The sequence below is a fragment of the Rhizobium sp. 007 genome (assembly GCF_015353075.1).
Lineage (GTDB): Bacteria > Pseudomonadota > Alphaproteobacteria > Rhizobiales > Rhizobiaceae > Rhizobium.
Window position 1 is genome coordinate 4,263,303 of sequence record NZ_CP064187.1, and the last position, 12,573, is coordinate 4,275,875.

General features: G+C 60.7%; 13 protein-coding genes and 1 pseudogene. 5 read left to right on the forward strand and 9 right to left on the reverse strand.

Annotated elements, in window-relative coordinates:
• The first annotated feature begins 35 nt into the window (after positions 1-35).
• Positions 36-1,619, forward strand: a complete 1,584-nt coding sequence (locus ISN39_RS20835) for a peptide chain release factor 3 (RefSeq protein ID WP_194728729.1) — start codon at positions 36-38, stop codon at positions 1,617-1,619.
• 7 nt (positions 1,620-1,626) lie between these two features.
• Here ISN39_RS20835 and ISN39_RS20840 read toward each other — a convergent pair whose 3' ends face one another.
• Positions 1,627-2,013: a RidA family protein gene (locus ISN39_RS20840; protein WP_074066383.1), complete on the reverse strand. Its 387-nt coding sequence runs from the start codon at positions 2,011-2,013 to the stop codon at positions 1,627-1,629.
• A gap of 82 nt (positions 2,014-2,095) precedes the next feature.
• Here ISN39_RS20840 and ISN39_RS20845 point away from each other — a divergent pair, with 82 nt between their 5' ends.
• Positions 2,096-2,623 (forward strand): Lrp/AsnC family transcriptional regulator, encoded by a 528-nt coding sequence (locus ISN39_RS20845; protein WP_194728730.1) that lies wholly within the window; start codon positions 2,096-2,098, stop codon positions 2,621-2,623.
• Here the strand turns inward: ISN39_RS20845 and ISN39_RS20850 are convergent, their stop codons facing one another.
• On the reverse strand, positions 2,624-3,562 hold the full coding sequence (locus ISN39_RS20850) for a threonine/serine dehydratase (protein WP_074066385.1): 939 nt from the start codon (positions 3,560-3,562) through the stop codon (positions 2,624-2,626). It abuts the gene before it with no gap.
• 50 nt (positions 3,563-3,612) lie between these two features.
• Between ISN39_RS20850 and ISN39_RS20855 the strand changes: the two genes are divergently transcribed.
• On the forward strand, positions 3,613-3,915 hold the full coding sequence (locus ISN39_RS20855; protein WP_074066386.1) for a helix-turn-helix domain-containing protein: 303 nt from the start codon (positions 3,613-3,615) through the stop codon (positions 3,913-3,915).
• 9 nt (positions 3,916-3,924) lie between these two features.
• Here the strand turns inward: ISN39_RS20855 and ISN39_RS20860 are convergent, their stop codons facing one another.
• Positions 3,925-4,821, reverse strand: a complete 897-nt coding sequence (locus ISN39_RS20860) for a LysR substrate-binding domain-containing protein (RefSeq protein WP_194728731.1) — start codon at positions 4,819-4,821, stop codon at positions 3,925-3,927.
• Between the two features lie 113 nt (positions 4,822-4,934).
• On the opposite strand from ISN39_RS20860, the gene ISN39_RS20865 reads away from it, so the two are divergent.
• Positions 4,935-5,642, forward strand: a complete 708-nt coding sequence (locus ISN39_RS20865) for a glutathione S-transferase family protein (protein ID WP_194728732.1) — start codon at positions 4,935-4,937, stop codon at positions 5,640-5,642.
• Between the two features lie 25 nt (positions 5,643-5,667).
• Here the strand turns inward: ISN39_RS20865 and betC are convergent, their stop codons facing one another.
• Together betC and ISN39_RS37930 are read right to left on the reverse strand one after the other, a co-directional pair.
• A complete protein-coding gene (gene betC / locus ISN39_RS20870) occupies positions 5,668-7,182 on the reverse strand; it encodes a choline-sulfatase (protein WP_194730273.1) in 1,515 nt (504 codons plus the stop codon).
• Between the two features lie 20 nt (positions 7,183-7,202).
• Positions 7,203-7,317, reverse strand: a pseudogene (locus ISN39_RS37930) (glycine/betaine ABC transporter substrate-binding protein); the annotation flags it as partial.
• A gap of 162 nt (positions 7,318-7,479) precedes the next feature.
• Between ISN39_RS37930 and ISN39_RS20875 the strand changes: the two are divergent.
• Positions 7,480-8,400, forward strand: coding sequence for a LysR family transcriptional regulator (locus ISN39_RS20875; RefSeq protein WP_194728733.1), 921 nt, complete (start codon positions 7,480-7,482; stop codon positions 8,398-8,400).
• Here ISN39_RS20875 and otsA read toward each other — a convergent pair.
• The 4 genes from otsA to ISN39_RS20895 are packed head-to-tail and all read right to left on the reverse strand — an operon-like array spanning position 8,381 to position 12,539.
• Positions 8,381-9,754 (reverse strand): alpha,alpha-trehalose-phosphate synthase (UDP-forming), encoded by a 1,374-nt coding sequence (otsA, locus tag ISN39_RS20880; protein WP_194728734.1) that lies wholly within the window; start codon positions 9,752-9,754, stop codon positions 8,381-8,383. The two genes, ISN39_RS20875 and otsA, sit on opposite strands and share 20 nt — an antisense overlap.
• 44 nt (positions 9,755-9,798) lie before the next feature.
• Positions 9,799-10,596 carry a trehalose-phosphatase gene (otsB, locus tag ISN39_RS20885; protein WP_194728735.1) on the reverse strand — a complete coding sequence of 266 codons (798 nt, stop codon included), beginning with the start codon at positions 10,594-10,596 and terminating at the stop codon, positions 9,799-9,801.
• Positions 10,597-10,633: 37 nt separating this feature from the next.
• Positions 10,634-11,035, reverse strand: a complete 402-nt coding sequence (locus tag ISN39_RS20890) for a GFA family protein (RefSeq protein ID WP_022713426.1) — start codon at positions 11,033-11,035, stop codon at positions 10,634-10,636.
• Between the two features lie 7 nt (positions 11,036-11,042).
• Positions 11,043-12,539 carry a carboxypeptidase gene (locus tag ISN39_RS20895; RefSeq protein WP_194728736.1) on the reverse strand — a complete coding sequence of 499 codons (1,497 nt, stop codon included), beginning with the start codon at positions 12,537-12,539 and terminating at the stop codon, positions 11,043-11,045.
• Between the last annotated feature and the right edge of the window lie 34 nt (positions 12,540-12,573).

The window sequence follows — 12,573 nt, forward strand, 5'->3', positions numbered from 1 at the left end:
CGCTAGATACGCCGCAATTCCACAGGATTCACATCATGGCCGAAAGTCTCGCCGAGGCGGTTTCTCGCCGCCGCACATTCGCTATTATCGCGCACCCGGACGCGGGCAAAACCACGCTCACCGAAAAGCTGCTTCTTTTCGGCGGCGCAATTCAGCTCGCCGGTGAAGTCAAGGCGAAGAAGGATCGCATCCAGACCCGGTCGGACTGGATGAAGATCGAGCGCGAGCGCGGCATCTCTGTGGTGACCTCCGTCATGACCTTCGAATATGACGACAACGTCTTCAACATTCTCGACACGCCCGGCCACGAAGACTTCGCGGACGATACCTATCGCACGCTGACAGCTGTCGACGCCGCCGTCATGGTGATCGACGCCGCCAAAGGCATCGAGCCGCGTACGCTGAAGCTCTTCGAAGTCTGCCGCATGCGCGATATCCCGATCATCACCTTCATCAACAAGATGGACCGCGAAAGCCGCGATCCGTTCGAAATCCTGGATGAGGTGGAGGAGAAACTGGCGCTCGACACCGCGCCGATCACCTGGCCGATCGGCCGCTCCAAAACTTTCTGTGGCTCATATCACCTGGCCACGAACACTGTGCGCGGTTCAGATACGGAAGTGGAAGCAACGCCGGTCAACGGACCTCAGAGCGTCGCTGATCGGTTGCCGGAAAACGAGCGGGTTGCCTTCATCGACGAGACGGAACTGGCGATGGAGGCTTGCCGTCCCTTCGACCGCAAGGCTTTCCTCGAGGGTCACATGACGCCGGTCTTCTTCGGCTCGGCGCTCCGCAATTACGGTGTCCGCGATCTCATCAACGCGCTCGGTGAATTCGCCCCGCCGCCGCGCGACCAGATAGCCGATACCCGCAAGGTGCATGCAAGCGAAGACAAGATGACGGCCTTCGTCTTCAAGATCCAGGCCAATATGGACCCCAACCACCGCGACCGCATCGCCTTCGCTCGCATCTGCTCCGGCAAGCTGGAACGCGGCATGAAGGCACGCCTCGCGCGCACGGGCAAGCAACTGGGTCTCACAGCGCCGCAGTTCTTCTTTGCCTCGCAAAGACAGCTCGCCGATACCGCCTATGCGGGCGACGTCGTCGGTATTCCGAACCACGGCACGCTGCGCATCGGCGATACGCTGACGGAAGGCGAAGCGCTGGTGTTCCAGGGCGTGCCTAACTTCTCGCCGGAAATTCTCCGTCGTGTCCGTCTTGAAGACGCGATGAAGGCGAAGAAGCTGAAGGAGGCCCTGCAGCAGATGGCCGAAGAAGGGGTCGTCCAGCTCTTTTCCCCGGAAGATGGTTCGCCGGCGATCGTCGGCGTTGTCGGTGCCCTGCAGCTCGATGTGTTGAAGGAACGCCTGCAGGCGGAGTACGGCCTGCCGGTCTCCTTCGAAATGTCGCGCTTCTCAGTCTGCCGTTGGGTATCGGCCGAGCAGCCGGCGGAACTCGAAAAGTTCCTGACGGTCAAACGCGGGGATATCGCCCGCGATCTCGACGGCGACCCGGTGTTCTTGGCGCAGGACAGCTTCTCGCTGCGCTACGAGGCGGAGCGCTATCCGGCAATCAAGATGGTTGCAATCAAGGAGTATCACGTCGCCAAAGCGGCGTGATTTCCAATTACGCGGCGGCAATAATCTCGATTTCGACCAGCCAGTCCTCCCGCAGCGTTTCGACGACGATGGCTGTTGTGGGCACCCGACGCGCTCCGAGCGCCGCCACCCGCGCATTCTGGTTTGCCTCGGCAAAGGATGCATCGCGCAGGTAGCTGGTCAACCGCACGATGTTGTCTGCGGTCATTTGTGCCTCTGCCAGAATTCGCCTGAGGTTCGACCAGATCAGTTGGAGTTGGGAGTCTAGATCGACGCCGGCTGCACCAGCCTCATCAAGGCCCATCGTTCCGCTAACGAAGACAAGGCGGTCAGGCTGGCGCACCTCCATGGCATGCACGTAATCGGACGTGGCGGTGTAGATGCCGTCGTGCGGATTGCGAACGATCATTTCCATTTCTGCTCCTCTGGAATTTCATATGGCTTTGTCGCTATTTTGCCGAATAAAGTTCGGCTGGAAAATGCAGGAGTAGGAACGGATGGAAAATACAGACGGCATTCGGCAAAAGCGGCGGGAGAGGGCCTCCCTCGATCCGTTCGACCGAAAGATATTAGCAGCTCTCGCCGCCGATGCGGGTCAGAGCTACGCCGTGCTGGGAGAGAAGGTAGGGCTTTCTGCGCCGTCGGTGCACGAACGGGTCAAGCGGCTGAAGCGGTCCGGTGTCATCCGGGATGTGGTCGCCCGGCTTGATGGCACAGCAGTCGGCAAGCCGCTGTTGGCCTTCGTGCATGTGGAGGCGGCGGGTTGGGGCAAGAGCGAACGGCTGATGCAGATCAGCCGGTTTCCGGAGGTGGAGGAGATGCACTCGGTCGCCGGGGATGCCAGCATGATCCTCAAGGTGCGGTTGGAAAATCCGCAGGCGCTCGAATTTCTCCTCGGCCAGATTCATTCCGTGCCGGGCGTCAGCGGCACGCGCAGCTATGTCGCGCTTTCCACGTATCTCGAGCGGCCGGTACAGGCGCAAGTCACGGACGGGTGGCCCTCTGTGCCGTTGCCGCCGGAATAGTCAGTCGAATTTCACGGCCGCCGTGTTGGCGCCGCAGACCAAGACGCAGACGCGTTCGTTCCGTACCGGAACATATTTGCCGGAAAGCACGGCTGCGAATGCCGCCGCACCTCCGGGCTCGGCAACGACCCTCGCCCCTTCCCATAGGGTTTTCTGAGCAGCACGGATTTCATCGTCCGTTACCAGCACCGGCGGCTGCACGAATTGCTGCGCGAGAGGAAACATCAGTTCACCAACCCGTTTCGGGGCGAGCGAATCTGCCGCAATGCCACCTGCCGGAGCATCCACTGGTTTACCCGCCCTGAAGGCCTCGTAGAGGGTCGGCGCTCCATCGGATTCCACGGCGACGATCTTCACCCGGCCGCGAAACCAGGCGGCGATGCCGCCGACCAATCCGCCGCCGCCGACCGCGACCAGCAATGTGGTGATGTCCGGCATGTCCTCCTCGATCTCCTTGCCGAGCGTTCCCTGACCGAGCAGCGTCTCCGCCTGGTCATAGGCATGTATGGCAAGCGCGCCGCTTGCCCGCTCATGGGTCTCGCTCGCCGCGAGCGCATCGGCGTAACGCTCGCCGCCGATGACCAGATTGGCGCCGTAGGCGCGGATTTTCTCCGCCTTGGCCGGCGAGGTGACGCTCGGCACGAAGATGGTGGCCGGCACGCCAAGCCGCGATGCGGCATAGGCAACGGCCGCGCCGTGGTTGCCGCCGGAGGCTGCCACGATGCCGGCTGCGGGCACCTGCCGCGTAAGGAGGTGGGAAAAGGCGCCGCGTGCCTTGAAGGAGCCGGAATGCTGCAGACATTCGAGCTTGAGATCGACCTTGAGCGGCGCTCCGCCGAAATCCTGCATGTCGACGCACATCACGGGTGTGCGACGGATATGGGGGCGGATCAGCCCTTCGATTTCGGCAATGCGTTCGGCAGAAAGGGCGATCGGCATGCTGGCTCTCCATGGATTGACAATATTTCGTTACTTAGCAAAATGACGAAATGCAAGATGTTGATATTTTGAAAGCCCTCGCCAATGAACGACGCCTCGTCGTTCTCGAATGGTTGAAAGAGCCGCGGGAGCATTTCTTGCCTCAGGTGGATGGCGACCTAGAGGACGACGGTGTCTGCGCCGTGCTCATCGCCGAAAAGCTGGGCATAACACCGGCAACGCTTAGCGAACATATGCGTATATTGGTGCAGGCGGAGCTGGTACACGCAAAACGTATAAAGCAATGGATCTTCTATCGGCGCAATGAAGACCGCATCGCGGCGCTGAAGCAGGGGCTTTTCGCACACCTATGATCGGTCGGGTCATGGCTGACCCAGCCGCTCGCCTATGAACTCCACCACGGCGCGCACTGATGGCAGTTGGCCGCGCCGATGCGGGAGGAGCACCGTTGTCGTGATGTTGCCCGCCGTCCATTCTGGCAGGATACGGATCAATCGCCCTTGCTCTATTGCCTCTCGGCAGACGGAAGTCGGAAGAATGGTGATTCCCATTCCCGCCGCCGCGGCTCTCAGCAGGACGAAAGGTTCGTCGGCCGCCATCACCGGCGGTGGCTTGACCAGCGTTTCGTCCCCTGTGGCCGAGAAAAGCCGCCAGGCCGTCTCGGTGAGGCTGGGCATGACGGCAGCATGCGCCACGAGATCCTCCGGCCTTTGTGGAGCCCCGTGCCTGTCGACATAGGATGGCGCGGCGACCAGAAGAAATTCATGCTCTGCCAATTTGCGCTGCACGAGGCTTGAATCGGCAAGCGGCAGCTGATGGCTGCGTACTGCGATGTCGAAGCCCTCTTGTACGATATCGACGAAGCGATCGGTGACATGCAGAAAGACTTTAAGCTTCGGATATCGGAGCGCCAGGTCCGGCAGATGCTCGGCCAGCATGAACTGCGAAGTCGGCACCGAGGCCGTGATGCGCACGGTGCCGCTCGGCTCGCCGAGACGCGACCGGACAATGCTTTCCGCCATCTCCGCTTCGATGACGGATGCCTGCGCGTGCTCGAAGAAATCGCGTCCCAAATCCGTGAGTGAAAAGCTGCGCGAGGTGCGCTGGATCAGTCGCGCGCCCAGCTTAGCCTCCAGTTCCGCAACACGCTTGCTCACCGTCGATTTGGGAACGCCGAGGCGCCGTCCAGCGGCGGTGAAGCTGCCGCCTTCGACTGCGTGAACGAAAAGGTTGAGATCGTTGAGGTTAAAGGAGCTCAATTCAATCTTCCAGATTTATAGACTTTGATGTGCATTTTGAGCCGCTGTTCGGCAATCGTCCACAAAACGATATTCTGATCGTGAAATCAGTTCAATCCCGAAAGGAACGACGAATGTCTCCGATTTTGTTTTACGGAGTGCCGGAAGGCTGCTCTTTTGCCTCCATTGTCGCACTCGAATGGTCAGGCGAGCCCTATCGCCTGTGCCGCATCGAGATGCCGGAAGTCGTCTCGAGCAAAGACTATGGGCGGATCAACGCGATCGGCGAAACACCTTCGCTCATGCTTGGCGATGGCCGTGTCATCAGCGAGAGCATGGCAATCCTCAACCACATCGCTTCCGGCCACATCCGCAAGGGTCTCGGCTTTGCACAGGGCAGCGCCGAGTTCGATAGGCTGAACCAGATGCTCGCCTATCTCAATACCAGCTTTTTCAACGCCTTCAGCCCGCTCTGGTACACGATCGAGCATGAGCTGGAGCCGGATGCCAGGAAGGCGCTGACCGCTTATGGCGTTGCCAAGGTCGAGAAGGTCCATAGGGAACTCGAGCAACTTCTTGCCGGCCGCAAGTGGCTGCTTGGCAAAGGACCCAGCCTTGCCGACGCCTATTTCGCCGGCATCGCACGTTGGAACGACTTCCACAAGGTCGTGGACCGCAAGCAATTCCCGGCACTGAACAGCCTCTATGAGAGGCTGCAGGAAAATCAAGCAGTGCGCTTTGCCCTGGCGATCGAACACGAAGAACCGGCTGAAAGCACAGGTGGCTTTCGTGGCCATGTCACCCTCAAGGACGCGCTAGGCTATCTGAAGCACGCAGCCTGATGCCTTGCAAAATTATCCGCGCGGGTCATTCCCCGCGCGGATATCGCTGGTTCTCTTCCAGAACGTTAAGGTCCATGTGGTTGCGCATATAGCGCTCCGAGGCCTTCTGCAGCGGCTGGTAGTCCCAGGGATAATAGGCGCCATTGCGCAGCGCTGCATAAACGACCCAGCGGCGTGCCTGGCTTTCCCGCACGGATTGGTCGTATTGTGCGAGGTTCCAGCGTCTATTTGCCTGTTCGGTCAATGCCTTGAGCGTCGCGGTATGGGCCGGGTCCGTAGCGAGGTTCTTGAGCTCGTGCGGATCGGCATCGAGGTCGAAGAGCATCGGCGGGTCTTTTTCGCAGAGCGACAGCTTGTAGCGCCTGTCGCGCAGGCAGACGAGCGGCGCGATCGAGCCTTCCGCAGCATATTCCATCGGCACCGGGCCGCGACTGCCGGTGCCCGTGGCGAGGGGGGCCAGATCCTCGCCGTCGGTCCATTTCTTGAGCGAGCTTATGTCGAGACCGGCAAGTCCGGCCAGCGTTGGCGTTACGTCCAGCGTTGAAATCGGCTGATCGATTCGCGTTGCCTTCCAGCCGGGTGCGGCAATCATCAGCGGTACCCGCGCCGAACCGTCGAAGAAGCACATCTTGAACCACAGCCCGCGTTCGCCGAGCATGTCGCCGTGGTCGGAGACAAACAGGATGATGGTGTTTTCCGCCATCCGTCCGCGCTCGAGCACGTCGAGGATCTCGCCGATTTTCTCGTCCACATAAGAGATACTGGCGAAGTAGCCCCTTCGCGCGCGGCGGATGTGTTCGGGCGTAATGTCGAAAGCCTTGTAGTCGCAGGCTTCGAGCAGGCGCTGCGAATGCGGATCGAGCTCATCGAACGGGATTGGTCCGACCTTAGGGTCGAGCGCCGGGCAGTCTTCGTAGAGATCAAAGAATTTCCGCCGTGCCACGTAAGGGTCGTGCGGGTGCGTGAAGCTGACGGTCAGACACCATGGACGCTCGTCCTGCCGGCGCGAAAGATCGTAGAGTTTGCGGGTCGCGTGGTAGGCAACCTCGTCGTCATATTCCATCTGGTTGGTGATTTCGGCGGCGCCGGCGCCGGTGACCGAACCAAGGTTGTGATACCACCAGTCGATGCGCTCGCCGGGTTTCGTATAGTCGGGCGTCCAGCCGAAATCGGCGGGATAGATATCGGTCGTCAGCCGCTCTTCGAAGCCGTGAAGTTGATCTGGCCCGACGAAATGCATCTTGCCGGAAAGCGCTGTCTGATATCCGGCGGCCCGCAGATGGTGCGCGTAAGTCGGGATGTCGGAGGCAAATTCCGCGGCATTGTCATAGACGCGTGTCCGGCTGGGGAGCTGGCCCGACATGAAGGAGGCTCGCGCCGGAGCGCAGAGCGGGCTTGCCGTATAGGTGTTGGCGAAACGCACGGAACGCTCCGCCAATGCCTTCAGATGCGGCGCGTGAAGAAATTCGGCCGGTCCGTCCGGAAACAGCGTTCCGTTGAACTGGTCGACCATGAGGATGAGGATATTCGGGTGCGCCATCATTCGTTGGTCCTTGGATATTAGAGGCCGAGCGAGCTTTTCACCGTATCAGCAGCAGGCTTCCCGTCGAGCGTGGTGACGCCGGAGAGCCACGGATCGATGGCCTTTTGGATTTGCCTTTTGCCATGCAGGGGCAAGCGGCACCGGAGAGGAGGAAGAAGAGGGGCTGGCAGCGAACCGGTTCGTGGACGAATTCTTTCCATTGCAGTTCCCCTGTTATTCGAGCAATTTATTGAACATCAGGTTAGTTCCCCTTGTGAAGCTGGCTTTTTTCAATGGGTGATCAAAGGATTTCTTATGGCAGAGCGACCAATTGACCTTGGATGGGTTCGCGTATTTGCCGCGGTGGGGAAAATGGGCAGTCTCTCGTCTGCGGCCGGAACTCTCGGCCTGACCCAGCCTGCTGTCAGCTATCAGATCCGCCGCCTGGAAGAGCACATGGGCGTCAGCCTCCTTCAGCGGCAGCACCGCGGTGTCGAATTGACGTCGGAAGGCCGCAGGCTTTTCGACGTCACCTCTCGTACGGTTGACGATATCGACATGTTGGTGCGCAGTTTTCGCAGCCAATCCGAACGTCCGGCGATCAGGCTGAGGACGGATTACGCCTTCTCATCGCTCTGGCTGATCCCACGTATGCATACCTTCCGCCTGCATTATCCCGAAATGGACATCCAGATCGTCGCGACGCAGCGCATGGAGCACGGCCCGCCGGATGGCGACATTGCCGTCGTCTTCGGAACGCGGCAGGAATTCGGCAGCAACGCGACGCTACTTCTGCCGGAAAAGGTCGTCCCGATTTGCACCCAAGGCTTTCTGGATCGAAACGGCCCCTTCTTCGATCCGTTCGAGATTGCCAGCGCGCGTCTTCTGCATCTCGATACGCGCGCACCGTCGCCGTGGTTCGATTGGAAGAGCTACCTCGCCGAGCTCGGCATCAATCGTGATGCGGCCGTAGGGCAGGGCGAGCTCAGTTTCAACACATATTCGCTTGTCGTGCAGGCGGCGATCGGCGAGCAGGGGCTGGCGATCGGCTGGATGGGTCTGGTCGATTCGCTGCTAGCGTCACGTATGCTGGTTACAGCCGGACCGATGTTGGAGGCCACGGACCGTGGCTACTGGCTTGTGCCGCCCAAAGCGCAGAGCGCGGAGACTGATCGGCTTGCCGCCTGGCTGATCTCCGAGGCCGGCATAGACTCGCTCAAGGCGCAAGATCTTTGAGAAAATCCCGGCACCAGCGCGAAACATCGTGTTCGAGCAAATGGTCCATCATCATCTGCCAGCGCTCTTTCCGCTCTTCCAGCGGCATGCTGAGCGCCCTCGCCATCGCGTTTGCCGTACCCTCGATGTCGTAGGGGTTGACCAGCAGGGAGCCTTTCAGCTCGCGGGCAGCACCGGCGAAGCGCGAAAGCACGAGCACGCCCGGATCGTCCGGGTTTTGTGCGGCCACATATTCCTTCGCGACAAGGTTCATCCCGTCCCGGAGCGGCGTCACCAAGCCGACTTTGCCGAGCCGGTAGAGCCCCGCGAGAATGTGGCGTCCCACGGAGCGGTTGATATAGCGTATCGGCACCCAATCGACGGCGCTGAGAGCGCCGTTCACCCTGCCGGCCTGCTCGGCCACGGTGCGTTGCATGGCTTCGTATTCAGGCACTTCGGAGCGGGACTTCGGAGTGATCTGCAGATAGGTGACACGCCCCTGCTGTGCCGGGTTGGCCAGGATGAAGCGCTCGAAAGCGTCGATGCGCTGCGTGATGCCCTTGGAATAATCTAGGCGGTCGACGCCGATGATCAGGCTGCGGCCTTCGATGCTTAGACGCGCTTTTTTGACCATGCTGTTGGTCGCGGCCCTTTGGGCGAATTCGGCAAAGGCTGCAGTCTCGATGCTGATCGCATAGGCGCCGCCCTTGAAAGTCCGGCCGTGGGAGCTGTAGCGGCCTTCGCCGAGTTCGTCGCCGATGCCTTCCCGTCTGAGACAGCCGGCGAAATTCTCAAGGTCGTGATCCGTCTGAAAGCCGACAACATCATAGTGCGAGAGGCCGCGCATGATCTGCTCGTGAACCGGCATTGTGAAGAGCACGTCCGCAGGCGGCCATGGAATATGGAGGAAGAAACCGATGCGGTTCTTCAGGCCCATTTGACGCAGTTCCGCGGCGAGCGGGATCAGGTGGTAGTCGTGCACCCAGATGAGGTCATCGGGTTCGATCAGCGGCGCCAGCCGATGGGCGAAAAAACGGTTGACGCGGAAATAGCCGGCCATCTCCTTGCGGCCGTATTCCGCGAGATCCAGACGGTAGTGGCAGATCGGCCAGAGAACGCGGTTGGCAAAGCCGTGATAGTATTCTTCCACATCGGTATCGGTCAGATCCGTCAGTGCATAGGTGATGTTGCCTTGCTGCAGCCGTGCAAGCGGCTGCGGCTCATGCTCGCCGCTCGACTTTCCCGACCAGCCCATCCATATGCCGCCGCGCTCTTCAAGGGCTGCCTTTAGGGCGACCGCCAGCCCGCCGGCGGGCGCAATGCCGCCCTTGTCGGGAACGGGCACGCGATTGGAAACAATGACGAGACGGCTCATGCCAGTTCCTTTCATGCAATGAAATACGTCGGGCGCTCAAATCATCACGAGGCCAATGCCTCAATGATGCCGCGCAGAGCTTCGGCAGAAGGGATGGAGCCGCGCGCTTCGCTCGCAGGCGAAAGCGGCCCGACGCGGATCGAATGGCCGCCAAGCCGGTTGACCGTGCGAAACATCGCTTCGTCGGTCACGTCGTCCCCGATCGCAATGGCGCGTCTGCCGGCAAAGACCGGATGTGAGAGAAAGGCTTCGACCGCGTTGCCCTTGTCGGCGCTGGCCGGACGAATTTCGATCACCATCTTGCCGTGCTGGATCGTCCAGTTCGGTCCGGCTCGACTAAGCGCCTGTTCCATCAATGGTTCGAGTTCGAGCTCCCTGTCCGGTGCAAGCCGATAATGTGCGGCGACCGCCGCTCCCTTATCCTCGATCAGAACCCCCGCCCAACCTGCAGTCTCGGCGGTGAGATCCGCCTTCAGCCTCTCGAATTGCGCTGTGACTTCGGCTTTGCGCACGCTTCCGTCCGGGTCGCGCCGCTCGGCACCGTGAAGTCCGGCGATCGGAAAGTGGAACGGCGAAAAAAGCTGGTCGGCATAGTCGAGCCCCCGGCCGGTCACCAGGGCCAGCGCACCTCCGAGCCTTGTCGCCAAGGCGTCGAGATTTGCAGGCAGCGACGGTGGAACGACGATGTCGTCCGGCGTTTCGGCTAACTCGAGCAAGGTCCCGTCGATATCCATGAAGAGAGCCCATTTTTCCGGCTCGGCGGAGAGAACAGCGAGAATAGAGTCTTCCCCTGAAACCGCATCCGGTTTCGAGGCGCTGAGAGACTGCTTCTGGTATGACATGAGGCTCTATCTATGTCAGGCCCCGCTTCAGGCAACCCTAACTTTCCGTTTCGAAGCGCGGCAGGGCTTCGATATTGCCGGTCCAGGGCAGCGCAGAGCGGCACCAGATCTGCTTGCGCGGCGACAGCTCGGCCCGCTCATTGATCGTGCCGACGCGGATGCCGACGAAGGCGTTGTCCTCTCCCATGCGATAGAGATGCGAGCCGCAATCCGGACAGAAGAACTGCCGGCTGTATGCTCCGCTTTCGCCATGCTTGACATAGGTTTTCGGCGTACCGCGGAGAAGCCGGAAATCGTCCTGTCGCGCAACCGTGCTGACGCGATAGGCCGTCCCCGTCAGCCGCTGGCAATCCGTGCAATGACAGATGCTGACGCGCTCCGGATCGATCTCGGCCTCATAGGCAATCGCGCCGCAATGGCATCCCCCGGTAACGTGCATCTGCTCCTCATTCGGCTATCTGCGCCGCCGGATGCTGGCCATAGAAGGCCTTGGCATCAGCGGTAAAAGCGGTCCGCGCCTGCGCATTGGTGTAGAACATATGGCCGCCGCGATAGACGTCCAGGCTTACACGGCCTCGCGTCAGGCTTTCAGGCAGATGGTCCACGACATAGCGGCTGACCCCATAGGGCGTGACGATATCGCTGTAGCCATGTGCGATCAGCAAATGAAAGCCTGGATTGGAACCCAGTAGCTCGCGGATGTCGTCCGTTATGCTCGCCTGCAGCCGTGATCCGCTGCCGTGTCCACCGCCCCATTCCCACTGACGGCTGACGTCGCTTTCGAGCAGCGTATAGGTCATCTCGGTCCTGAAGCCGAGTTCGTTGCGTGCGTAATCGGCAAAAGCGCCGCCATAAGCGCGGGTAAATCCGTCGAGGACCGCATCATCGCCACGATCGGAGTCTGAACCCGGATAAGGGTCGGGCGTTGCGAATGAGGCATCGTAGGGGCTCATCACCTCGCCCTGCTGCTTGGCGGAATTCTTGGCAAAGGCATTGCCCAGGAAGCCGCGGTTTCGGGTGACGACGTCTTCGGGAATGCCGGTCATCGTCGAGACCTTGCCATAGAATGCCTTCGCAGCCTCCCCCGCCGGTGCTGGTCCGGCCAAGGTCGTCAGATACTCGCCGAGCGCGAACTTCTCCGCGTCTCTTTGCGCTTCTTCGTCAAAGGTCTTGCGGCGCTCGGCTTCAGCGGCGGCGAGGGACGGGAACTCCAGAGCAGCTCCAAGCGCAAACCGGTCTGCATTGAACATCAGCTGGCCCTCAAGCAACGGCGAGAGCATGACCGCGCCGGCGATGATGATGCCTTGGCTTTGCCGAAGGGCAGCGGCGACCTTCGCGGCACGGAAACCGCCATAGCTTTCGCCGAGAAGATATTTTGGTGAGCCAGAGCGATTGTTGTGCGCGACATAAAGCGCGATCGCCTTTGCAATGCTCTGCGCATCGGCGTTGACGTTGTAATAGTTCGAAGCGTCGTCGGCCTTCGCCGTGCGGCTCCATCCTGTGCCGATCGGATCGATCAGCACGAGATCGGTGAAATCGAGCCAGCTCTGCGGATTGTCGACGAGCTTCGCATTTGCGCCGTCCCGGGCCTGGGGACCGAAATCCAATATGCGCGGCCCGACGAGCCCAAGGTGCAAAAATGCGGAAGCCGCGCCCGGACCGCCGTTGAAAGCGAAGGTAATCGGCCGGTTGGCCGCACCCTCCTTGGCGATATAGGCGGTGTAGAATATCGCGCCGGTGCGAGCGCCGTTCTGCCCGAAGAGATCGAGCGTGCCCGCCGTCGCCGTATAGGTCAGCCTGCGCCCGCCGATGTTCTGTTCATGCTGGGTCACGGAATCGGACGGCAACAGCTTCAAGACGCCGGGCCGCTCCTGGGCATTCGAGACAGCAGGTGCAGCGAGAGCCAGCAGCGCGAACAGGATGGCGGCAGATCGGAACGACACTCTTTCCTCCTGGGCGATGGAACGCGATCATAGA

What these genes read in the sequence shown, in the direction of transcription:
- ISN39_RS20835 (WP_194728729.1), top strand. Translation starts at nt 36, where the DNA reads ATGGCCGAAAGTCTCGCCGAGGCGGTTTCTCGCCGCCGCACATTCGCT.
- ISN39_RS20840 (WP_074066383.1), bottom strand. Translation starts at nt 2,013, where the DNA reads ATGGAAATGATCGTTCGCAATCCGCACGACGGCATCTACACCGCCACG.
- ISN39_RS20845 (WP_194728730.1), top strand. Translation starts at nt 2,096, where the DNA reads ATGGAAAATACAGACGGCATTCGGCAAAAGCGGCGGGAGAGGGCCTCC.
- ISN39_RS20850 (WP_074066385.1), bottom strand. Translation starts at nt 3,562, where the DNA reads ATGCCGATCGCCCTTTCTGCCGAACGCATTGCCGAAATCGAAGGGCTG.
- ISN39_RS20855 (WP_074066386.1), top strand. Translation starts at nt 3,613, where the DNA reads ATGCAAGATGTTGATATTTTGAAAGCCCTCGCCAATGAACGACGCCTC.
- ISN39_RS20865 (WP_194728732.1), top strand. Translation starts at nt 4,935, where the DNA reads ATGTCTCCGATTTTGTTTTACGGAGTGCCGGAAGGCTGCTCTTTTGCC.
- betC (WP_194730273.1), bottom strand. Translation starts at nt 7,182, where the DNA reads ATGGCGCACCCGAATATCCTCATCCTCATGGTCGACCAGTTCAACGGA.
- ISN39_RS20875 (WP_194728733.1), top strand. Translation starts at nt 7,480, where the DNA reads ATGGCAGAGCGACCAATTGACCTTGGATGGGTTCGCGTATTTGCCGCG.
- otsA (WP_194728734.1), bottom strand. Translation starts at nt 9,754, where the DNA reads ATGAGCCGTCTCGTCATTGTTTCCAATCGCGTGCCCGTTCCCGACAAG.
- otsB (WP_194728735.1), bottom strand. Translation starts at nt 10,596, where the DNA reads ATGTCATACCAGAAGCAGTCTCTCAGCGCCTCGAAACCGGATGCGGTT.
- ISN39_RS20890 (WP_022713426.1), bottom strand. Translation starts at nt 11,035, where the DNA reads ATGCACGTTACCGGGGGATGCCATTGCGGCGCGATTGCCTATGAGGCC.